General features: G+C 34.2%; 20 protein-coding genes. 14 read left to right on the plus strand and 6 right to left on the minus strand.

Annotation, left to right across the window (positions count from 1 at the left end; all coding sequences use genetic code 11):
* Nucleotides 1–45: 45 nt before the first annotated feature.
* The 3 genes from MUA37_RS02455 to MUA37_RS02465 form a co-directional block, all read right to left on the minus strand.
* Nucleotides 46–2205, minus strand: coding sequence for an RNA degradosome polyphosphate kinase (locus MUA37_RS02455; protein WP_142019400.1), 2160 nt, complete (start codon nucleotides 2203–2205; stop codon nucleotides 46–48).
* Nucleotides 2206–2272: 67 nt separating this feature from the next.
* Nucleotides 2273–3799 (minus strand): exopolyphosphatase, encoded by a 1527-nt coding sequence (ppx, locus tag MUA37_RS02460; RefSeq protein WP_142019401.1) that lies wholly within the window; start codon nucleotides 3797–3799, stop codon nucleotides 2273–2275.
* 119 nt (nucleotides 3800–3918) lie between these two features.
* Nucleotides 3919–5457: an AbgT family transporter gene (locus MUA37_RS02465; protein WP_021459754.1), complete on the minus strand. Its 1539-nt coding sequence runs from the start codon at nucleotides 5455–5457 to the stop codon at nucleotides 3919–3921.
* 137 nt (nucleotides 5458–5594) lie between these two features.
* Between MUA37_RS02465 and MUA37_RS02470 the strand changes: the two genes are divergently transcribed.
* Nucleotides 5595–7037, plus strand: a complete 1443-nt coding sequence (locus MUA37_RS02470) for a M20 family metallopeptidase (RefSeq protein WP_204171428.1) — start codon at nucleotides 5595–5597, stop codon at nucleotides 7035–7037.
* A gap of 137 nt (nucleotides 7038–7174) precedes the next feature.
* Here the strand turns inward: MUA37_RS02470 and MUA37_RS02475 are convergent, their stop codons facing one another.
* The gene (locus MUA37_RS02475; RefSeq protein WP_262624799.1) at nucleotides 7175–8248 is read right to left on the minus strand and encodes a M42 family metallopeptidase; all 1074 of its coding nucleotides are present in this window, start codon (nucleotides 8246–8248) and stop codon (nucleotides 7175–7177) included.
* Between the two features lie 159 nt (nucleotides 8249–8407).
* Here MUA37_RS02475 and MUA37_RS02480 point away from each other — a divergent pair, with 159 nt between their 5' ends.
* Nucleotides 8408–8923 carry a thioredoxin domain-containing protein gene (locus MUA37_RS02480; protein ID WP_002510021.1) on the plus strand — a complete coding sequence of 172 codons (516 nt, stop codon included), beginning with the start codon at nucleotides 8408–8410 and terminating at the stop codon, nucleotides 8921–8923.
* Nucleotides 8924–8993: 70 nt separating this feature from the next.
* Here the strand turns inward: MUA37_RS02480 and MUA37_RS02485 are convergent, their stop codons facing one another.
* Nucleotides 8994–10577, minus strand: a complete 1584-nt coding sequence (locus tag MUA37_RS02485) for an FMN-binding glutamate synthase family protein (protein WP_142019404.1) — start codon at nucleotides 10575–10577, stop codon at nucleotides 8994–8996.
* A gap of 197 nt (nucleotides 10578–10774) precedes the next feature.
* Between MUA37_RS02485 and MUA37_RS02490 the strand changes: the two genes are divergently transcribed.
* The 5 genes from MUA37_RS02490 (at nucleotide 10775) to MUA37_RS02510 (ending at nucleotide 16133) form a co-directional block, all read left to right on the plus strand.
* Nucleotides 10775–11536 (plus strand): CPBP family intramembrane glutamic endopeptidase, encoded by a 762-nt coding sequence (locus MUA37_RS02490; RefSeq protein ID WP_107376857.1) that lies wholly within the window; start codon nucleotides 10775–10777, stop codon nucleotides 11534–11536.
* Between the two features lie 167 nt (nucleotides 11537–11703).
* Nucleotides 11704–12354 (plus strand): ABC transporter ATP-binding protein, encoded by a 651-nt coding sequence (locus MUA37_RS02495; protein ID WP_142019405.1) that lies wholly within the window; start codon nucleotides 11704–11706, stop codon nucleotides 12352–12354.
* Entirely contained in the window at nucleotides 12351–13124 is a 774-nt protein-coding gene (locus MUA37_RS02500) for an ABC transporter permease (RefSeq protein WP_119542174.1), read from the plus strand. Before MUA37_RS02495 ends, MUA37_RS02500 begins: the two co-directional genes overlap by 4 nt.
* 211 nt (nucleotides 13125–13335) lie before the next feature.
* Entirely contained in the window at nucleotides 13336–14502 is a 1167-nt protein-coding gene (locus tag MUA37_RS02505) for an MFS transporter (RefSeq protein ID WP_103388740.1), read from the plus strand.
* Between the two features lie 278 nt (nucleotides 14503–14780).
* Nucleotides 14781–16133: an IS1182 family transposase gene (locus MUA37_RS02510; RefSeq protein WP_021459431.1), complete on the plus strand. Its 1353-nt coding sequence runs from the start codon at nucleotides 14781–14783 to the stop codon at nucleotides 16131–16133.
* Between the two features lie 142 nt (nucleotides 16134–16275).
* Here MUA37_RS02510 and MUA37_RS02515 read toward each other — a convergent pair whose 3' ends face one another.
* The gene (locus MUA37_RS02515; RefSeq protein ID WP_262624800.1) at nucleotides 16276–17628 is read right to left on the minus strand and encodes an APC family permease; all 1353 of its coding nucleotides are present in this window, start codon (nucleotides 17626–17628) and stop codon (nucleotides 16276–16278) included.
* Nucleotides 17629–17805: 177 nt separating this feature from the next.
* On the opposite strand from MUA37_RS02515, the gene MUA37_RS02520 reads away from it, so the two are divergent.
* From MUA37_RS02520 to MUA37_RS02550, 7 genes are all read left to right on the plus strand, one after another.
* Nucleotides 17806–18402, plus strand: coding sequence for a YdeI/OmpD-associated family protein (locus MUA37_RS02520; RefSeq protein WP_021459747.1), 597 nt, complete (start codon nucleotides 17806–17808; stop codon nucleotides 18400–18402).
* A 26-nt stretch (nucleotides 18403–18428) separates the two neighbouring features.
* Nucleotides 18429–18983, plus strand: coding sequence for a TetR/AcrR family transcriptional regulator (locus MUA37_RS02525; RefSeq protein ID WP_002510030.1), 555 nt, complete (start codon nucleotides 18429–18431; stop codon nucleotides 18981–18983).
* A 131-nt stretch (nucleotides 18984–19114) separates the two neighbouring features.
* On the plus strand, nucleotides 19115–20005 hold the full coding sequence (locus MUA37_RS02530) for a beta-keto acid cleavage family enzyme (RefSeq protein WP_002510031.1): 891 nt from the start codon (nucleotides 19115–19117) through the stop codon (nucleotides 20003–20005).
* Nucleotides 20002–20976, plus strand: a complete 975-nt coding sequence (locus MUA37_RS02535) for a 3-hydroxyacyl-CoA dehydrogenase NAD-binding domain-containing protein (RefSeq protein WP_002510032.1) — start codon at nucleotides 20002–20004, stop codon at nucleotides 20974–20976. Before MUA37_RS02530 ends, MUA37_RS02535 begins: the two co-directional genes overlap by 4 nt.
* Nucleotides 20966–21439 carry a thioesterase family protein gene (locus MUA37_RS02540; protein WP_002510033.1) on the plus strand — a complete coding sequence of 158 codons (474 nt, stop codon included), beginning with the start codon at nucleotides 20966–20968 and terminating at the stop codon, nucleotides 21437–21439. The genes MUA37_RS02535 and MUA37_RS02540 overlap by 11 nt, the downstream gene beginning before the upstream one ends.
* A 293-nt stretch (nucleotides 21440–21732) precedes the next feature.
* Nucleotides 21733–22914 carry a betaine/proline/choline family ABC transporter ATP-binding protein gene (locus tag MUA37_RS02545; protein ID WP_262624801.1) on the plus strand — a complete coding sequence of 394 codons (1182 nt, stop codon included), beginning with the start codon at nucleotides 21733–21735 and terminating at the stop codon, nucleotides 22912–22914.
* The gene (locus MUA37_RS02550) at nucleotides 22911–23546 is read left to right on the plus strand and encodes an ABC transporter permease (protein ID WP_002510035.1); all 636 of its coding nucleotides are present in this window, start codon (nucleotides 22911–22913) and stop codon (nucleotides 23544–23546) included. Before MUA37_RS02545 ends, MUA37_RS02550 begins: the two co-directional genes overlap by 4 nt.
* The last annotated feature ends 8 nt before the right edge of the window (nucleotides 23547–23554 follow it).

The following is a 23554-nucleotide window of genomic DNA, read 5'->3' on the forward strand; positions in this document are numbered from 1 at the left end:
CACACTTTATGTAAGTGAGAGTTAACTCTTTAATATTTATATTATTTATCTTTTAAAGCTATTTTTAAATTTTGAAAACCATCCACGTTTAGATGTGACTGGTGTGGCATAGTTTTGCGTTTTGAAAGCTGTTAATGAGTTGCCATATTCTATTGCTTCTTGCATTAAGTACGCTTGAGAGTTTAATGGTGACAAATTATTTTGAATGTAGTGATAATTGCCGGCTGCATCTTGATAACGACCTTTTTGATTATCTGATAACTGTAAATTTAAATAATTTATTAAACGTTGGCTAATCTCTTTATCTTCTACAGGGAAAAGGATTTCTACGCGTTTTATCATATTTCGAGTCATGGCATCCGCTGATGATAGATAGATATTGTCCTCGCCATTATTATGGAAATAGTAAATACGTGAGTGTTCTAAGAAACGGCCGACAATACTTACGACTTCAATATTGTCACTTATACCAGGGATTCCAGGTTTCAAGCAACAAATTCCTCTAATGATGAGCTTGACAGTAACACCGGCACGAGAAGCTTCAAATAATTTTAAGATAATATCTTTATCAGTTAATGAGTTCATTTTCATCATGATTTTACCGTTGCCATATTGTTTATGTTGTATAATTTCATTATCGATACGCGCAATAAATTCATCGCGAATATCATAAGGAGCTACAATCAATTTATTATATTTAGGTTTGATTGAGTAACCACTTAAATAATTAAAGAAATTAATACCATCTTCAACGATAGCATTGTCAGTAGTAATAAGACCCATATCTGTATATATTTTTGCTGTTTTATCATTATAATTACCTGTGCCAAGATGGACAAAGGAAGTTAACTCATTGCCGATACGCTTAACGACAAGGGAAATCTTACTATGGGTTTTTAAATAAGTCATACCATAAATTACGTGACAGCCTGCATCTTCTAATTCACGTGCCCAATGTACATTGTTTTCTTCATCGAAACGTGCTTTTAATTCGACTAACACAGTCACTTGTTTTCCTTTTTCTGCAGCATCTTTTAAGCTTTGAATTATAGGAGAATCTTTACTAACTCTATAGAGTGTTTGTTTGATTGCTATGGTATTTGGATCGTTTGCCGCTTTGCGTACAAAATCTACAATCGGCTCAAATGTTTCATACGGATGATGGAAAAAGATATCACGTTTTAACGATAATTCAAAAATATCATTGTTTCCTAATGATTGTGGTATTTGAGGTGAATATTTTGGATATTTTAAATGTTTTAGTTTATTTGATAAGTGATCTACTAAACCAAATAACAAAGTTAAATCTAATGGTCCATCAACAAAGTAAATATGATCATCGTCTACTTCCAATTGATTTATTAACCATTGAATATCTTCGTAAGTAGTTGTTCTTCCATCTACTTCAAGACGTACAGACGAACCACTTTTACGTTCTTTTAAGAAACGTTCAATTTCGATTAATAAATCTTCAGCACCATCTTCGTGAATAGTTAAGTCTGCATTTCGAGTAATTCTAAAAGTAAAGGTGTTTAATACTTCAAAACCAGTGAAGAGGTAATTTATAAAGTACGTTATTATGTCTTCAATCATAACTACATACTGTTTATCACCATCATTTAAAGTGGTGAATCTAGGTATTAAAGATGGTATTTGCACAATGGCTGAATTAATAGCATCTTCAGTATCGATATCAACAAAAATATTTAAACTTTTATTATTTAATTTTGGAAATGGATGATAGGCATCAATACCTAAAGGTGTTAATGTGGGTAAGATGCTTAATTTGAACTCTTGTTCTAAGTCAGCTAACAAATCATCGTTTAAACATTCAGGCTCAACAATTTCGACTTTGTATTGTTTTAATTCATCAACTAATTCATTATAGCGTTTATATTGTAAATTGACGTAGTGTTTATTTTTAATTTTAATTTGTTCAAGTTGTTGTTTTGGCGTTAATTGGGCTTTGTTTTCAGGCTTATCGTACCCCATCTTATATTGATCTTGTAAACCAGCTACACGAACCATAAAGAATTCGTCTAAATTAGAACTGAAAATTGATATAAAATTGAGTTGCTCTAACAGAGGGTTATTTTTATCTTCTGCTTCTTGCAAAACACGAAAGTTAAAATCCAACCAACTTAGCTCTCTATTATTATAATATTGTGGTAAATTCAAATCTTTGGATCTTAAATAATTTTGCATAATACTCGCTACACCTCGTTATAGTCTAAATTGCATAATAATCTTATTTTAACTTATCATATAAATATTAAGCGCGTGTAAAGTTAATAGAAAGTTTGTCCTTTAATATCTTTTCGATATGCTTCTTTTGTCGATTAGCTTGATATTCTTCAGCAACAGGTTCTCCCTCATAAAATACGTAAAGTGTGTAATCGCCTTTTTCTTTCTTTAGATAAATACGATCGACGACATTTGTTTGAGAGATATTCAATGCGTTAATAAATTTGATGATGCCACCTAACGACTGGATAGTATCTAATTCGTCTTGTACTAGCCATTTTGTTTCGTGACTGTAAAATTTCATTAATGATTTGTTCTTGAAACTTGCAAGTAAAGCAAGTTTGACACGTTCTTGATGTGTAAAACCTTCAATCATAGAATTAGCAATAATATAATAGGTATGTGGAGAACTTGAATCAGCATTTATAAAGCTCCCTAAATAATACAAATAAGATCCTTCCGCAAATAATCGTTTATCTGTCTTACTAATGTCTAAATGTTTTGTTTCTATCAATTGATTGAGTAAAGATAAGGCAAGCTTAACACGCTGTTTCGCACTTTTTTCTTCTATTTTATATTCATTAGCTAAATGATATAGCGCATCTTGGCGAATATTTTCTTTGTTGAACTGATCAGGAAATTGCTCGCTAATTAAATGCATCACATAGCCTTCACGTAACCCTTTACGTGAAAAAGTAAATTGGGTGGCATTGATTTTAGTGAATAAATTTTTAAATACTGCAACAGCCGGTAAAATGATATCTATTCGGTCACCACTCAAACCATCTACATCTTTTAATTCATCGCGTGATGATTTTTTGATTAGCGAAAATACCTCTTCAACATCTTTAGCACTCATAGAATAGTTGTGGACACCCCCTATAGGGTAGTCGTGTGCAGATTGATGAATACGCGCGACATTACGTGCAGACCCACCAACACCTACAAGAGCTACTTGAGCATCATTAAGCCAGTCTAATTGACTAAATTGCTTAATTAGAAACTTTTCCATATCTTTTATAGCATGTTTATCATTGTGCGGTTTGTCACTGAAAAATTTTTTAGTCAACGTCACTACACCAAATGGGAAACTGTGGGCAGCTTTTAGCTGTTTATCTTTAAATAATGTTACTTCTGTAGAACCGCCACCGATATCGACAGAGATACCATCTGAAATATTTGTCGTATGTGTGATTGCATAATAACCATAAAAAGCTTCACTCTCTTCAGGGATAATACGCATTGTTATATTAAGTTGTTGTTTAATATGTTTGATAATGTCATCTCGATTAGTCGATTGTCTAATTGCTGCTGTAGCAATAGGGTGTAGTTCGTCTGTTGCAAATTTATCTGAGACACGTTTAAAACTACTCAAAGTTGTAGTTAATACTTCAATACCTTCTTGTGTCATCGTTAAATCATTAGTCAAATACTGACTTAAACGTGCAGGTGTTTTTATATTAAGTACTTCATCTAAACCAGTCTTTTTATCGAATTCAAATATCACTAAGCGAATGGTATTTGATCCAATATCGATTAAACCTATGCGTTTCATATTTGCCTCCTAGGTGTATATTGTTAAGTCGTGTTTTTTTTATTTACCCTATCATACACGATTCAAATATATTTGTGGCAATTTAATTGTCAAAAATTGACTGAAATAGTAATGTCATTTTATTTGCTGAAGATAGGCCCCCCAGGACCTAATGGCCAGCCTAATAAGAACCATACTATCATGAAGAGTGGCCACACAATGCCTAATACGATTGAATAGGGCATTAAACTAGAGAGTAAAGAACCCAGTTTCATTTTCGGATCATATTTTTGTGCGTAAGACAAAAGTAATGGTAAGTAAGGCATCATTGGTGTTATAGGATTAGTAATAGAATCACCTATGCGATATAACATTTGCGTAAATGCTGGATGAAATCCTACAAGCACTAACATCGGTATAAAAATAGGTGCTAAAATACCCCATTTAGCTGAAGCACTGCCTATAAGTAAATTTATAATTGAGCTCAGCAAAATAATACCTATAATAAGCACAATACCATTTTGTCCTTGGAGTAATGCTGCACCTTTAACTGCAACAATAATACCTAAATTACTCCATTCTAAAAATGCTAGTAGTTGTGCGGCAAAAAAGACAATAACAATAAATGATCCCATGGAAGACATAGAGTCTGCTAACATCTTGCCTAAATCTTTTGAATTCGCTAATTTTTGGGTCATAATGCCATATACTAATCCTGGTACTAAAAAGAGAATTAAAATAAGTAGTCCTACGCCATTAATAATAGGGGCATCATTTAATAAGCTGCCTGTTTTGGCGTTACGTAAAAAACTATTTTGAGGTATTGCAGTTACAACGATTAAGACGATTACAGCTACAAAACTAATATTCGCCCAAAATACAGCGCGCTTTTCTTTTGGACTAATTGTTGTATCAGAATCCTCGCTAGTAATATCTGTATCACTGGCGTCATAAGTCCCAAGTCGAGGTATAACTATTTTCATTGTGACCCAATACACAGCAGGTAGTAAAACTACGACACTAGCAGCGATAAAATACCAATTCATTGCGACATTAGTTTGGATACTATCAGATACAATATTGGTAGCTGGTTTGGTAAATGCGTATAGTAGCGCATCTGACATACCTATTAAAAAGTTAGCTGAAAAACCACCTAAAGCAGCTGCATATGCCATAGCCAATCCTGCTATCGGGTGATAGCCTAATTTAATAAATACTATGGCAGTCAGTGGTGGTAAGACAATAGGAGCAGCATCACCAGCAGCATTACCTAAGATACCAATAATAATAATACAGGGAACGATAAATTTCTTTGGTGCTTTTTGTACTACTTGAATCATTAATTTATCAAAGTAACCTGTCTTTTCAGCAATACCTATACCTAACATTACGGACAGTACTAGACCTAAAGCAGGGAACTCAGAAAAATTTTGTATAGCATCATTAAAAATCATTGTGATGCCATCTTTACTAATAATGCTTTTAATGGCGACAGCATCACCTGTACCTGGATGTTTCACACTTACTTGAAAGAGTGAGACTACCCAAGTTATAACGGCCAAACCTACGCACATTAGAAAAAATAAAATGCTAGGATCAGGCAAACGATTTCCAACGACTTCTACGCCGTTTAAAGCTTTATGTACAAATGAAACTTTCGGTTTGTTTTGCTTTTTCATTGCAAATCCCTCCACGTTTGAGCTTATTCGAAATTATAACAAAGCTAAGATGAAAAAAACATAAATATTCTGAAAAATTGTATTTTTAGAAAAGAATCGTGTTATTATGTAGTGGACAAAGGCGGTGGGAATTAATAATGAAAGATTATGAACTATTTGTACAACAAATAATTGAAGATAAAGCGCAAGAGTTGCAAATGCTAAGCGATTTTATATGGGATCACCCAGAAACATTATATGAAGAATACGACTCGAGTGCTGAGATATGTAACTATTTAGAGCAACAAGGTTTTGATATTGAGCAGGGCATAGCCAATATTCCAACTGCTTTTTCAGCTACTTTTGGCAATAAAGGTCCAGTAATTGGATTGTTAGCAGAGTATGATGCATTACCTTCATTAAGCCAAGTAGCAAACATTACCTATAACAAACCAGTGGAGCACAATAAAGCTGGCCATGGGTGTGGTCATAATTTATTAGGGACAGGTGCTATCGGTGCTGCACTCGCAGTACAAGCTTATCTTGAGAAGTATAAACTTCCTGGAACTGTAAAAATAATTGGTTGTCCAGCTGAAGAAGGCGGATCGGGCAAAGGTTTTTTAGCGAGAGCGGGGATGTTTGATGACTTAGATTTAGCTTTAACTTGGCATCCTACACCTTTTAATGCAATTATGGCATTACGCTCACTAGCTAATTTCCAAGTTAAGTATAAATTTAAAGGAAAAAGTGCGCATGCAGCAAGTGCGCCACATATCGGTAGAAGTGCATTAGATGCTGTAGAACTGATGAATGTAGGTGGAAACTATTTACGTGAACACCTTATCCAGGATGCACGCATTCATTATGCTATTACGGATACAGGAGGTGTCTCTCCTAATGTTGTGCAAGCTGAAGCTGAAGTAGTATATTTAATCAGGGCACCGAAAATAGAAGATGCACGTGAAATTTATAAACGTGTCGATAAAATTGCACAAGGCGCAGCGTTAATGACTGGGACAACTATGTCCTCAGAGCTAATATCTGCAGTTTCAGAATATGTACCTAATCAAACTTTAGAGCAAGTGGTATTTGATGAATTAGATAAAGAACGACAGATTAGTTATACATCTGAAGAACAAACTTTTGCACAAGCACTTTGGGAAACTTTAAGTGAGGAAGAGCAACAAACTGCTGTTAAAACGTATGAGAGCTTTGGAGTGTTACAAGATCAACATTTAGTTGAAGGGAAAAATTTAAGTGATGTCATTCATCCATATGAACCTACAACAAAAATAATGTATGGTTCTACAGATGTGGCAGATGTTAGTTGGAACGTTCCAACTGCACAAGTAACAACCGCAACTGCAGCTATAGGGACACAGTTACATACGTGGCAAATGGTTGCACAAGGCAAAAGTACGGTGGCACAAAAAGGGATGTCACGTGCAGCACGTGTATTAGCTCGAAGTGCGATTTATGTATTAGAACATCCAGAAAAATTAAAGGATATCGAACAAGAATTTGATCGCGAAATAGGACGCGATCAGTATCAAAGCCCATTACCTGAAGAGGTTAAACCTCCTGTACATAACATGGAATAAGAGAGAATTAGAGTAAACGGTGTTATAGCATTGTAGTGTTCTTAATTTTAATGTAATTGTAGGGAAAATTAAAAATATATCACAGATAAAAAAGCTTGGAACATGTGTAGTGTCCAAGCTTTTTACCTATAAAATAATTACCAAATGATTTGTTCTACTGTGTCATCATTTAAAGATTTAACGATTTCAGTTACTAATGCTACTGAATTTTTATAATCATCTGTATTTAAAACAGAGACATTAGAATGCATATAACGTAAAGCGACACCAATAGCTACTGTTGGAATTCCTTCATTTGCTACATGTATGCTACCAGCATCAGTTCCGCCACCAGGAGTAGAATCTAATTGAATACTAATATTATCCTTTTTAGCGATTTGTTTAATATGTTTAGTCAAACCAACATGGCCAACGTTACTCGCATCCATGATAATAACGACTGGACCTTCGCCTAATGCAGTTTCACTAAGTTGGGATAACCCTGGTGTATCATAGGCAACAGCAACATCGACTGCAATGGCTAAATCAGGTTTAATCGTATTAGCTGCAACTTTTGCACCACGTAAGCCAACTTCTTCTTGAACATTGGCACCTGCGTATAAATCAATATCAATTTGTTCATTTTTTAAGTTGTCTAGTACATCAATTGCAAGTGCACAACCATAACGATTATCAAATGCTTTTGCTGTTAAGTATTTATTATTAGCTAATGTTTCAAATTCACTATATGGTGTTACCATATTACCGAGCTCAATACCAAATTGCTCAGCTTCTTTCTTACTTTTCACACCAATGTCAATAAACATTTCTTTAATATCAACCGTCTTTTTACGTTCTTCTGGAGACAGTACATGAGGCGGTTTAGAACCAATAATACCACGTATTTTTTTACCTTCGTCAGTCGTTATTGTTACTTTCTGAGATAACATGACTTGGTTCCACCAACCACCAATCGGAGTGAATTTTAAGTAACCATTTTCATCGATTTTAGTTACAACAAAGCCAATTTCATCTAAATGACCGGCAACCATTAAAGACTTGCTACCATTAACAGCTTGCTTTTTCCCGAAAATGCCACCTAAGTTATCTTCGACAATTTCGTCACTAATAGGACTTAAATAATCATGCATCAAAGATTTAACTGTCATTTCATGTCCTGCAATACCATCTACATCAGTTAATGTTTTTAATAGTTCGACTGAATTTTTCATATATTAACCTCCAAAATAAAATAAGTGTTATTTATATTTTAGCATTTGTGCTAAGAAACGCTATTTATATGAATTCTTAGTAAAGTAGTAAGACTAAATTTGTGTAATTAGAGATAATTTATGTTTCAATAGTAGTAATTATAAGAAGGGGGAATAATCGTGTCAGACGTACAACATTTAACTTTAGGTAAAAGTAATGCACCTGTTACAGTAGAATCATTTATTAACTTTGCTTGTCCATATTGTAAAAATTATTTTAAAGCAGCGGATAGTTATTTAACGCCATTAATTGAGCAAGGTAAAGTAAAACATGTAATTAAACATTTTGATAAAACAAAACAAGGTTTGTTAAAAGGAACAATCGCTAATTTTTATTTAGATTATGAGGATGTTTCTAGAACTTATCAATTAATTCATCATTTATATGAAACACAAGAAAGTTGGAAAACAAGTTTTAGTGCAATTGAACGTAAAATGGAAGATGAATTCAACTTAGCACTTAATAAAGCAGCAGACGAACGTTCATTAGCTATAACTGCAGAAGCATTTGAACGAGGAATAACAGGCATACCAACAGTATTTATTGATGGAGAGAAATTTGTTTTTAATCCCTTAGAAGATGATGAAGTGACAATCGTTGAAAAATTAAGTGAACAACTGACTACTGGATTGTAAAATAGTGGTTATAAGTTAATAAATAACTAAAGAGGTTGCAACTTTATAATTGTTGCAACCTCTTTAGTTATCATTGGTGTTCGATAAGCTTTAATTTGTAGTCGTGAATGGATTGCAGGTCACCATTATGTTGCTTCATAATAATATGTTCTTTGCTAATTTGAGTAGGGCTTGACACACCAACAGCTGCAGCAATATTAAACAAACCCTCATGTAGACTAGTCACATAATTGGTTACTCGGAATTTCTTTTCTTCGATGATTAAAGCCCGTTCTTTTTTTTCATCTGTAGTAGCAACGCCAACAGGACAAGTATTCATATGACATTGTTGGCTCATAATACAGCCGACACTAATCATCATTCCTCGTGCGATATTGACTAAATCGGCTCCAAGTGCGAGCGCAATTGCAATCTTGTCTGGTGTAATCAGTTTACCAGAAGCAAAGATTTTTACACGATCTCGCATATCGTACTTTTCTAATAGCCCTGATAGTATTGGTAAGGCTGTGAACAACGGAAGACCTACACCATCTTCCAGTTCTTGGAAGGTAGCACCTGTGCCACCTTCACCTCCGTCAATTGTTATAAAATCAGGAAATTGATTGGTGCGAATCATTGTCTGAATAAGTGTTTCGACTTCTTTAACTTTACTTATTACTATTTTAAAGCCTACAGGTTTTTGTCCAATTTGTTGCAAATTGCTAACCCATTCTAGTAAGTCATTGGGATTATTAATGTATGTGAAGCGGTTGGGTGAATTAATAGTTTTCCAAGGTGTTACGTTACGGATTTCAGCAATTTCTTCAGTTACTTTATTGCCTGCCATATGACCTCCACGTGTTTTAGCTCCTTGGGCTAATTTAATTTCAAAAGCTTTAACTTCAGCTGATTGTGCTAAACGTTTGAATTCTTCTTCATCAAAATTACCCTCCGCATCACGTACACCGAAAAGTCCTGGCCCTATTTGGAAAATAATATCTCCGCCACCTTTAAGATGATATGTTGATAAGCCACCTTCACCAGTGTTCATCCAAGTGCCTGCTTGACCTAATCCTTTAGATAGTGCAGTTATTGCTCGTTGGCCTAAAGCTCCATAACTCATTCCAGATTGACCTACTAAGCGTTTGAGTGTGAATGGGTGTGCTAATTGAGCACCTAACACAATGGCGTCGTCATCAGTTAAAAAATAAGGATCAATGTTGGTTTCTTCACGATGTTCATCGCGATTAAAAAGTCGTTCATTATCTATATGGTAGATAAATGTAGAAATCATAGATGACTGATCGATATTAAGTTCTGAAGTTTGAAGTGGAAACATCGTATTTTGAATGTAAAAGCCTTCTTTATAATCTTCTTGTGTACCAAAGCTTGTCATACGAGAATTATATTTACCTGCCACTACAATATTGATGAAATCATTGCGTGAAAAAGGTTTCCCTTCAGTATCTTCCAAAAACAGATATTGGCGCATTTCAGGACCAATTTTTTCAAAAAAGTAACGAATACGTGCTAATAATGGATAATTTCGGAGTACACTATGTTGTTTTTGTCGTTTATCTTTAAATAGTAGCACCGCCCCCAAAACGAGGCCACCAATTAAAAATACCACTATGATGACATTGACGATTAATTGTAGAACTGTTAAGACTGTCATTTTAAATCCCTCCTTATTATGTTCTATATTACAACAAATTCGTATTATTACAATTTGGAAGTGTTGTGAAGAAAAAAGAATTTTTGCAATTAAAAATGAGATATGATTATTTTTGAAAGTAATAGAATCACATCTATATATTATAAATTGGAGGCATGATATATTTAAGATATAAATTTTGAAAGGAATGGTAAACCATGTCCTCAAAGACTTCACAGAACACAATACATAACGAAGCAGACAATTATTGGCAACGTTCAAATTTAGTAAAAAGAGATTTTTGGTTAATTCCTATTTATCTAATTGCGACGAATATTTTAGTATTATTGTTAGTTTATTTAGTGACTCAATTTAATGTTGATTTTACAGAGTTAGAGCATCCTATTTATATTATAAGTTCTATTTTAAGCTCTGTTATATTGTTATATATTTTTTATTTAATGCATCGTAAACATCAAATTATCAATATTGCTCTCCAGCGATTTCGACAATTAAAACCATATACTATGTTATTTGTAAGTACTTATATTGCCAGTACAATTTTAATATATATATATGAATGGTTAACGACATTTTTACCTGAATCGTTACAATATAGTGAAACACAGAACCAAATGGAATTGCTGTCATTATTTGATAATCCTTGGCTGTTACCGTTACTATTTATTGATATTGTTATTTTGACCCCATTCGTAGAGGAAATGTTATTTCGCCATTTGTTGATTCATGAACTCGGGAAAAAGTTCACTTATACTTTAATGACTATTATTTCGATAGTGGTGTTTGGTTGCTTACATATGACAGGTGCACAATCACCCTTTGAAATCGGCAGTTATTTAATTCTTGGTGGTTCAATCGTTTTTGTGTATTTAATAACAGGCAAAAATCTTGCTGCTGCGGTAACATTCCATATGTTGAATAATTTGGTTGCATTTATCTTAATTGTGGTAACGTTATAATAATATTATTAGCGATATAAACTAACTGTAGGTTAAATGGTTCATTTAAATAATTTAACTATATTTATATTGCATTGAACATAGAGATTATGCAATAACTTTAACACTGTTAGTGAGTTAGAACATAAAACTGTAAGTAAGTTTTGGTAAGCTTGGAGGCGAAGTATGTGCTTGAGTTGAATCATGTTTCTTATAAAATTGATAAGCGTACTATTATTGACGATATTTCTTTAACCGTAAACCCGGGTGAAGCCATTAGTGTCCTAGGTCCATCTGGTAGTGGTAAGAGCACACTGTTTAGATTAATGAGTAATTTGCTGAGTCCGACGGAAGGGACAATAACGTTATATGGACATCCTTTTGAAGATATAGATCCTGAAACTTTGAGAATGGAAGTTAGTTTTTTATTACAACAAAGCGACTTGTTTGGTACTACCATCGGTGAAAACTTAGCTTTTCCAGCACTTGCTAGACAAGACAAGTTTGATAAAAGCAGGGCGAGAAAGTTATTAAAAAAAGTAGGTTTAGGTCATTATAAGCTAAATACTCTTGTACAACATTTGTCAGGCGGGGAACGTCAACGTATTACAATTGCACGACAACTCATGTATATACCAAAAGTATTACTGTTAGACGAAGCCACAAGCGCACTAGATGTGCATAATAAGGAAAACATCGAAACATTTATTTTTGAGTTAGTGCAACGAGGATTAGCTGTAGTCTGGATTACGCATGATGATCAACAAAGTACGCGACATTTTGATAAACAGTGGCGTATTGTTGATGGAAAGCTACAGTCTGAGGAGGTACTAACATGAGTGTTACAGCCTTATCTTTAACTGCATTATTGTTACTCTTTCCAATTATTGTTTCGTATAAAGAAAAATTACATATTACAAAAGATTTACTAATTGCTACAGGGCGTGCCATTATTCAACTGTTAATATTAGGATTTATTTTAGATTTTATATTTGATGTTAATCAACATTGGTTACTGATGTTATTTGTACTAGTTATTATCGTTAATGCTGCATGGAATACTATACATCGAGCATCGCCTATTATGCATCATGTGTTTTTGATTTCATTTAGTTCAATATTTATAGGTGTAGTTTTACCGTTAATGGGCGTTATCGTGACAGGTGCTATTGATTTCAAAGCCAATGAAGTGATACCTGTAGCTGGTATGGTTGCCAGTAATAGTTTGATTGCGATTAATTTAGCTTATCAAAATTTGGATAAAGAATTCGTTAAACAAATGGATGAAATTGAGGCGAAATTATCATTAGGTGCCGAACCTAAATTAGCTTCCAAAGCGACATTACGTGAAAGTATTAAAACGGCTATCGTACCTACGATAGATTCAGTGAAAACCTATGGGATTGTATCTATTCCTGGGATGATGACTGGACTGATTATAGGTGGTGTTCCGCCATTAGAAGCGATTAAATTTCAATTGATGGTAATTTTTATTCATACTACTGCTACTATAATGTCAGCATTATTTGCAACATATTTAAGTTATAAACAATTTTTCAATCAACGTGATCAACTTATTGCAAACACAATAGATATTACAAAGCAATAATTAATGATGTTATTAAGCGAACTTCTTCTATGTTAATTATGGGAGGAGTTCGTATTTTTATGGTGTTACAGCCAATGTTATTTAGTAATGTTAAGTATTCGATAAACTATTGGTGTAATAGGCTTTAAAGGGTATGAGTATGGTTGACGAATGGTATATAATGGAATGGTTATGTAAAAAAACGTACATCATATAGAAAGGAGACAGGTCTATGTCAGTAATGAGAATAGTTACCTTTATTGTTAGTATTTTCATCGTAGGTATGGTTGAGATGATGGTAGCTGGAATTATGAATTTAATGAGCGCAGACTTGAATGTGTCTGAAGCTATAGTAGGACAACTGGTGACACTCTATGCTATTACCTTTGCGATTTCAGGCCCAATATTAGTGAAATTAACGAATCGTTTTGCGCCCAAACCGTTATTGCTTATAACGTTACTTGCTTTTATTGTGGGGAATTTAATTATTGCCATTGCGCCAAACTTCACAATTTTAGTTATCGGGCGAATATTGTCTTCAGCGGCAGCAGCATTAATTGTTGTCAAAATACTAGCCCTTACTGCTTTATTAACTGCACCACAAAACAGAGGTAAAATGATTGGTGTAGTTTATTCAGGATTTAGTGGAGCGAATGTTTTTGGAGTTCCACTTGGGACAATGATAGGTGATTTAGTAGGATGGCGCTATACATTTGTATTTATAGTTGTAGTAAGTGTACTTGCGGGTATTTTAATGTTTATTTATTTACCTTCAGTTGAGGATACTAATAAACAGTCTCACGTTGGTAGCACACCACGACAAAGTACTACTTATTCGAAAATTTTACGTCCTGCCGAAATTGTTAAATTTCTAAGTATTACTTTCTTAATATTAGTAGCGAATTCGATAACATTTATTTTTATAAATCCATTGATGCTTGCAGGTGGACATGATTTATCATTTATCTCTATAGTTTTATTGATTAATGGTGTTGCTGGCGTCATAGGAACATCAATGGGCGGATTTTTATCAGACAAGTTAACAAGTAAAAGGTGGTTAATCATCTCTATAATCATATTTATTGCAACGATGTTATCATTAAATCCAGTGTTATCAACTGTTGCTATGTTACTTATCACGGTATTTATTTGGAACATTATGCAATGGAGTACTAATCCGGCAGTACAAAGCGGAATTATTGAACATGTTGAAGGCGATACAAGCCAAGTTATGAGCTGGAATATGTCAAGTTTAAATGCTGGTATTGGTGTTGGTGGTATTATTGGTGGACTGATTGTTTCAAATATTAATGTGCATGCAACAGCTTACTTTTCAGTAGGAATTGCAGTAATTGCGCTTATAATTGCTATCAGTTTGAAAAAAGTAGTATCAACATAAATTGTGGAATTTAATACGCTAATAAATGAATTACGTTAGCGTTATATGAAATATAAATAATGCAAAAACAGCCGTCACTTTACATAGTGATGGCTGTTTCAGACTGTCGACAAAGTCTCCGACTTTGTTGGCAGTTTTTTTATGCACGCTTTCCGCGGGCACTGCCTTAGCCTGTAGTCTTCGGCTAGTGATATTCCCGCAGGAGTCGGCATAAATTACTGCCAATATTACACAAAAACATTATAATATATGTAAATTAAACAGTGGTGGTGTTTATTATGTTGAATAAATCAATTGATAAAAGAGATCAATATGAAATGATTTCTATCTCTGAATTAGTCCCTAATAATCATTTATTACGTAAAGTCGATGCGATATTAGATTTAAATTTTGTGTATGAACTTGTCGAAGACAAATATTGCCTTGATAATGGTAGACCATCTATAGATCCTGTTATTTTAGTAAAAATATTACTCATACAAAGGTTGTTTGGCATTAAATCAATGAGACAAACAATTAAAGAAATAGAAACAAATGTAGCTTACCGTTGGTATTTAGGATATAGCTTTTTAGATAAAGTACCTCATTACGGAACTTTTAGTAAGAACTATACACGTCGTTTTCATGATACAGATTTATTTGAACAAATATTTGAGAAAATACTAGAAATAGCTATCAAAAATAACTTAATAGATCACTCATCTTTATTCATTGATTCTACACATATTAAAGCAAATGCAAATAAGAATAAATACATCAAAAAAATTGTAAAAAAAGATACACTTCACTTCCAAGAAGAATTGGATAATGAAATAAATGAACAAAGGCGAGCACAAGGAAAAAAGCCAATAAAAAATAAAAGCAAGGAGGAATATAAAACCAAAAAAGTAAGTACGACTGATCCAGAAGCTGGGTACTACGTTAAAGGTGAACGAGAAAAGCAATTTGCTTATAGTTTACACGCATGTGTAGATAAAAATGGTTATATTATTGATAAGCACGTGACACCTGGTAATATTCACGACAGTACACAACTCAAACCAATGATTGAAAGATTGGAAACCAAGCAGATGTTGCCTATCACATTAGCAATTGATTCAGGTTATAAAACACCTTTTAATGCACACTTTTTGCTTGAAAAAGCAATTGTACCAGCAATGCCATATACGAGACCTAAAGGAAAACCTGGTTTTTTCAGAACAAAAGATTTCATCTACGATGAACATTATGATACTTATATTTGTCCTAATGATGAAACTTTACTATATAAAAGAACAATGCCAACAGGACACAGATTATATGTATCAGATGCTTCAATATGTCGAGACTGTCCACTACTAAATAAATGTACTGAAAGTAAAGATGCCATAAAACAAATTAGAAGACATGTTTGGCAAGATGATTTAGATATAGTTGAAGATTTAAGGTTTGTGGATACAATTAAAAAACAATATAAAATGCGAAGTCAAACAATAGAGAGAAAATTTGGCGATGCAAAAGAACAGCATGGTATGAGATGGACGAGATATAGAGGACATGACAAAGTTTCCATGGATACCACGCTAATTTGTGCTGCCATGAATCTTAAAAAAATCGCAATGTGGCTAATAAAAGGCCCAGTAATGGTCTGAAAGACCACTGCAATTTTGAAAAAAACTATAAAAAAAGAAAATAAATAAACCCTTCGCATTAACTTGCGAAGGGTTTGTCCACGTTCTGAAACAGCCGTCACTTTACATAGTGATGGCTGTTTTGTATTACTATTCACAATAGTTAACCTTCAGGTGATTGCTTTGTTGCTAGTAATGCAGGAGATGCAATTTCATAATTTTGAGGTGTACGTGAGAGATACGCAATACCTGCCGCTAAGATAATATAAATTAACGTACCAATGATATACACAAGTTGTAAATCAGAAATTAATAAATAAGATTGATATAGTAATAACCCAATTGCTAACACTGAAATACTTACTAATAATGGGTAAGGCACTTTTAATGGTGAACGTTGATAAGCCTCAGGATACTTTTTAGGTAAGCGTAATACTGCCAAAGCAGGGAAGGCGAACACTAGCAACGAAATACCTGTGCCTAATTGTGCTACAACTGTTAATGACATATCTGTAATAATGGGAAAAGCACCGATAATATAAAATAATATGAGCAACCAATGTGGTGTGCCGAATCGTTTGTTAACAGCGCCAAGTTGCGATGGTAAATAACCATCTTGGATAGCTACTAATAAACTTTTGGTAACCCAAGTTAATGTGGAATTAAGCGTTGTAGCTAATGCAAACATAGCACCTCCAACAATAAAGAAAATAAAAATGGGTCTAGGTAAAACAGTTTGTGCTACACTCGTTAACGGCTGACCCGCTACTTCTGAAATTGGTAATACGCCAACTGCAATGCTGGCGATAAAGGCATAGAGTAGACCTACAAAAATTGTGGCTACAACAATGACTATTGGGATATCACGATGTGGACGCTTCATTTCGCCACCTAATTCAGCTACAACTTGTGCGCCTCCAGTAGCAAATGAAACTAAGCCAACAGCAGTAAAGAATCCAGTAAAACCATCAGGAAACATATCATGTGAATTAAATACAGCAACATTGGTATGTGGTAAACCATAAATGATGAAGCAAGATAAAGCGACGATCAAGACAACTACCATTAAATTACCAATATAGGACGCAGATTTGACACCGATAATATTGACAATAAATAAGATTGTCATTAATGTTAATGCTACCCACTTAATTGGCACTCCAGGATAAATACTTTCTAAATATTGTGCAAAAGACAGTGCATATAAAGCTAATGTGATTTGCAATAGCAAAAAGAGTAATAACCAAAAAACGCCTATTTTAGGTGAAAGCAATCGACTTGTATATTGATACATACCTCCAGTGGTTGGGATTGCTGAGCTCAAAATAGCTATTGGAAACATGGTAACGAGTGTTAAAATTGAAGAAATAACAAACGCTGGTGTTATACCACTGCCAGTCATTTGAATGCCGATACCTGTTAATGACATCACACCTGCACCTATAATTTGACCAATTGCAATACCCATGACGTCTGGAAGGCCTAAAACTTTTTTTAAATTTGCTGTTTGTTGCATTAACTCACCTCTATCTTAATTCTATAAATTTTTTAATGGAATAAATATAGCATAAAATTCCATTAATTCATAGTATATTAATCGGAAAAGTAAGTTAAAGTTTATGAGTTATAATTCCCAAAAAAGTGGGCATTATAGTAATATAAATATGATGAACCAATAATGGAGTTGATAGTGATGAACGAAAAAGTTACTAATGCAAAAGTTGATACGTTTATTAACAATCTGGAGCAATGGCAAGATGAGTTTAAATTTTTGCGAAAGCTAAGTCTAGACACAGAACTGGAAGAGGAGTTTAAGTGGAAGCATCCATGTTATACATTGAATGATAAAAATGTAGTGATTATCCAAGATTTTAAGCATTATTGCGCACTGCTATTTGAAAAAGGTGCGATAATGGAAGACAAATATGATACGTTAGTACAGCAAACTAAAAATGTTCAAGCCGCTAGACAATTAAGATTTAAAGATTTAGCAGAAATACAAGCAAGAGAAACGGAAATTGCTTGGTATTTGGAAGAAGCTATTCGTGTTGAAAAATCTGGTAAACAAGTCAAAATGAAAAACACTGATGAGTATGAGATGCCAGAAGAACTACGCCAGGCGTTAGATAATGATGAAACATTACAAACTGCATTTAATAACTTAACCCCTGGACGTCAACGTCAATATATGTATTATATTGGTCAAGCAAAACGCAGTGAAACACGTACGCAACGTATCGAAAAGTACAAAGATCAAATTTTGGCTGGCAAAGGAATGAACGACAAATAATTGAACAATAGAAAGAAGGTACTTACATGCCTAGAACATCAAAGCGTATACAGCTATTAGAAGCGGCTGCAGCCATTGTCAATGAACAAGGCAGCGAATACTTAACATTAGACGCGGTGGCGCATAAAGCAGGAGTGAGTAAAGGTGGCTTACTGTATCACTTTAAAAATAAAACAGCATTGATACAAGGGCTTGTTGATCATGCCAATACTCTATATAAGACAAATGTAGATGGCCATTGGAATAAGACTTCATCTGCAGAAGCAGGAAATATGTTACGTGCATTTATAGAAGCTACACGAGAACACAGAGAAGAAAATGCTAGTATTACGTCTGGTATGTTAGCTGCTCAAGGTAGTAATAAAAATTTATTAAGTCCACTACAAGACACATATCGTGACTGGCAAACGCAAATCGAACATGATGGTTTGGATCCTGTAGATGCTACAATTATAAGATTAGCCATTGATGGACTATGGTTGTCAGAAATATTTGGTATAGATGCAATTGATGATGATATGCGTCAACAAGTTTTAGACAGACTTACAGCACATAGTTATAGCCAAAAAGAAGAAAAATAAAATTTTTTAAACCAAGGGATAGTAAGCGTTTGACGCTTTTTATCTCTTTTTTTATAGTATTGTAAGTTGAAACTTTACCGTCTGGTTGGTACACTAAAGCATGTGTAAAACATAGCTGGAGGGTGAAAAATATGAAAAAAGTAATGTTAACAGCAGCATTGACAGGTGCTGGAGATACTACAAGTAAAAGTGAATATGTACCTGTCACACCTGAAGAAATTGCAGATTCTGCAATCAAATGTGCGAGAGCTGGAGCGACAGTTGCTCACATACATGCACGTGATCCAAAAACAGGTGGTATCAGTCATGATGTCAATTTATTTAAAAAAGCTATTGAGTTAATTCGTCAAGCTGATGAAGATATTATTATAAATGTAACGTCAGGTGGTGGAGGAGACTTTATCCCTGATTTAAATAACCCTTCTGTAGGTGGACCGGGAACTGATATGCAAACACCGCAAGAACGTCATCAGCCGGTTGGAGACTTGTTGCCTGAAATGTGTACGTTAGATTGTGGCAGCGTTAATATGGGAGACGATGTTTATTTGAGTCCTGCATCATGGTTACGTACGCAAGCTGCTTTAGTAAAAGAAGCGGGTGTAAAACCAGAATTAGAATGCTTTGATAGTGGACATATAAGTTTTGCTAAACAGTTAATATCAGAAGGCTTGATAGAAGGCCAACCGCTATTTCAATTTTGTTTAGGAATTCCTTGGGGTGCCGAAAATGATCCTGAAACTATTGAATATTTTAAAACGCGTTTACCAGAAAATGCAGAATGGTCTGCATTTGGAATAGGTCGTATGCAATTACCTACAGTTGAAGAGGCAGCTAAACGCGGTGGCAACGTTCGTGTAGGGTTAGAAGATAATTTATATTTATCAAAAGGTGTTAAAGCTACAAATGAACAACTTGTAGCTAAAGCAGTTGAAATATTAAAAGATTTAGGAATTGAACCAATGACACCACAAGAGGCGAGAGATAAATATCAATTGAGAAACCCACAAGGAGGCACATTATGAAATTTGCAGTAGTAGGAACAGGTGTTATTGGTAGTGGTTGGATTACACGAATGCTTGCACATGGACACGAAGTCGTAGCGACAGATCCGAGTGAAGGTGCTTATGAACGCATGTTGACACAAGTTAAACAAAATTGGCCTTATGCAGAATCATTAGGTTTAGCGGAAAATGCGTCATTACAAAATTTAACATTTACGGATAACTTAGCAGAAGCTGTTAAAGATGCAGATCACATTCAAGAAAATGTACCAGAGATTGAGTCATTGAAAGATAAAGTGTTAACGGAAATTGATTTTTATGCGAAACCAGATGCAACGATAGGTTCTAGTACATCAGGTATTATGCCTTCAGAATTACAACAAAATTTAACACATCCCGAGCGTTTCATTGTTGCACATCCATTTCATCCAGTATATATTTTGCCTCTTGTCGAAATTGTTGCAGGTAAGTCTACAAGTGAGGCTACAACGATAGCTGCTGAGCGCATTTATGAAAGTATAGGTATGGATGTCTTGCATGTACGTCATGAAATAGAAGGGCATATTGCAGATCGTTTAATGGAAGCGTTATGGAGAGAAGCCTTACACATTGTTAATGATGGTATTGCAACTACTGAAGAAGTAGATAAAGCATTTACCCATGCAGCTGGCTTACGCTATGCACAATATGGTCCATTTATGACATTCCACCTTGCAGGTGGAGAAGGTGGTATGCGCCACATGTTAAAACAGTTTGGACCTGCTTTGAAAAAACCATGGACTAAACTAGAAGCACCAGAATTAACTCAGTCATTATATGATGATGTTGTTGCTGGTTGTGAGGCCACATCACAAGGTAATACCATGGCTGAATTAGATATGAAACGTAATGAATTTTTAGTAAAAGTGAAACAATTAGCGCAAGAATATTGGCCAGAAGATACTGCAAGTATGAAAAAAGGTCAGCAAACGGTGCATGAATATGACAACTAAAAAATTCAACTACCAAACTGTAGTTAAGCCAGAGTGGGTAGATCACAATAATCATATGAATGATGCAGAATATAATCGTGTGTTTAGTGATGCTACAGATGCGTGGCTAGCACAATTAGGTTTAAATGAACAAACGATTAATGAACTCAAATATACAATTTTCACTTTAGAAAATCATGTTTTGTATTTAAAAGAAATTAAGGTCAATCAACGTATCCAGTGTGAAGTGACAGTAATCGATTATGATACAAAACGTATACATGTTTTTATGAATTTGTATGATGAGGCTTGTAATAAATGCGCTACATATGAAGTGATGTTGATGGGAATTGCAACGGAAACAACGAAACCGGCACCATTTCCAGAAGAATTTAAAAGTGCGCTAGAGGCTTACGCCACAATAGCTACAGAAGATATAAAACCGCGAGAACTGGGGCATAAAATTGAAATAAAACGCAAATAACGCTATGATATATCATGTCTTGAGTTTAGAAAGTTTTAACATTTAAAAGTTGATAATTATTTGAGAGGTAGCCTGGAAGTTAATATATTTTAAATAATATGAGGATATTCAAGTGTAGTAATATAGCTACCTCCGTGATAATGCAAATGAGTATGTGCATTGGTCATCTCAACTGTATAAAAAATGAGAGAGTCATTTGTATCATGTTTTTACTTATTTTTTAATTTGTATGACATCTACTGATGACTCTTGTTTATTAAGGGACAAATATAATAACAGAAAGGAATTCGGAAATGTTAAGTATAAAAAACTTATCAAAAGTTTATCCTGGCGGTAAGAAAGCAGTAAATAAAATTTCTTTAGAAATAGAGTCAGGGGAGTTTATTGCATTTATTGGAACAAGTGGGAGTGGTAAAACAACTGCACTAAGAATGATTAATAGAATGATTGAATCGACAGAAGGTCAAATTACTATAAATGGCAAAGATGCGAGTAAAATGAATCCAGTAGAACTACGACGTAAAATTGGATATGTTATTCAACAAATTGGTCTTATGCCACACATGACCATTAAAGAAAATATTGTCTTAGTTCCTAAATTATTAAAATGGTCACAAGAAAAGAAAGATGCTAAAGCTAAAGAGTTAATTAAGTTAGTAGATTTACCGGAGTCATTTTTAGAGCGTTATCCTTCAGAATTATCAGGCGGTCAGCAACAACGTATAGGTGTTGTACGTGCTTTGGCTGCGGAGCAAGATGTAATTTTAATGGATGAGCCTTTTGGTGCGCTAGATCCGATTACGCGAGATACGCTACAAGACTTAGTAAAAGAATTGCAACAAAAATTAGGGAAAACATTTATCTTTGTCACACATGATATGGATGAAGCCATAAAATTAGCAGATAAAATATGTATTATGTCACATGGTGAAGTCATCCAGTATGATACACCGGATAATATTTTACGCTATCCTGCAAACGATTTCGTACGAGAATTTATTGGTCAGAATAGATTGATTCAAGATCGACCAAATATGAAATCAGTGGAAGACGCTATGATTAAACCTGTGACTGTACATGCTGATCAAACGCTTAATGATGCTGTAGATATTATGAGAACACGTAGAGTAGATACCATTTTTGTAGTCGGGGAAAATCATCGATTATTAGGTTATTTAGATATAGAAGATATTAATCAAGGATTACGACAGAAGAAAGAATTGATTGATATGATGCAACGGGATATTTATCGTGTGCGTATCGACAGTAAATTACAGGATTCAGTGCGTACAATATTAAAACGTAATGTGCGTAATGTGCCTGTGGTAGATAGTGATGACCAAACGTTAATAGGTCTTGTTACTAGAGCTAACTTAGTAGATATCGTTTATGACAGCATTTGGGGAGATATGGAAGAACCTGAGGAAAACAATGCTATTATTGAGCCTGTTCAATTAGGAGCTGATAACAAATGATAGATTTTTTAATAAATAATTGGAGTGAACTTGTTACAAAGACAGGTGAACATTTTTATATATCTATTGTAGCTTTGTTAATAGCGGTCGTTGTTACTGTACCTATTGGTATCTTTTTATCTAAATTAAAACGCACTTCAAATTTCGTATTAATGATTGCTGGAGTATTACAAACTATACCTACGTTAGCAGTATTAGCTATTATGATTCCGATTTTTGGTGTAGGGAAGACTCCGGCTATCGTAGCGTTATTTATCTATGTATTATTGCCAATTTTAAATAATACTGTATTAGGTGTGCAAAATATAGATAAGAATATTAAAGAAGCGGGAACGAGTATGGGAATGACGCGCTTCCAATTGATGAAAGATGTTGAGCTACCTTTAGCTTTACCGTTAATTTTAGGTGGTATTAGACTGTCAGCAGTTTATGTTATTAGTTGGGCAACGTTAGCTAGTTATGTTGGTGCAGGTGGACTAGGAGACTTTGTTTTTAATGGTTTAAACACATATGATCCATTAATGATTGTTAGTGCAGCAATCTTAGTAACACTCTTAGCACTTATAGTAGACTTTATATTATCGTTAGTTGAAAAATGGGCAGTACCAAAAGGGTTAAAGGTTTCTAGATAAGGAGAGAA

The organism is Staphylococcus arlettae, from assembly GCF_025560845.1.
GTDB lineage: Bacteria > Bacillota > Bacilli > Staphylococcales > Staphylococcaceae > Staphylococcus > Staphylococcus arlettae.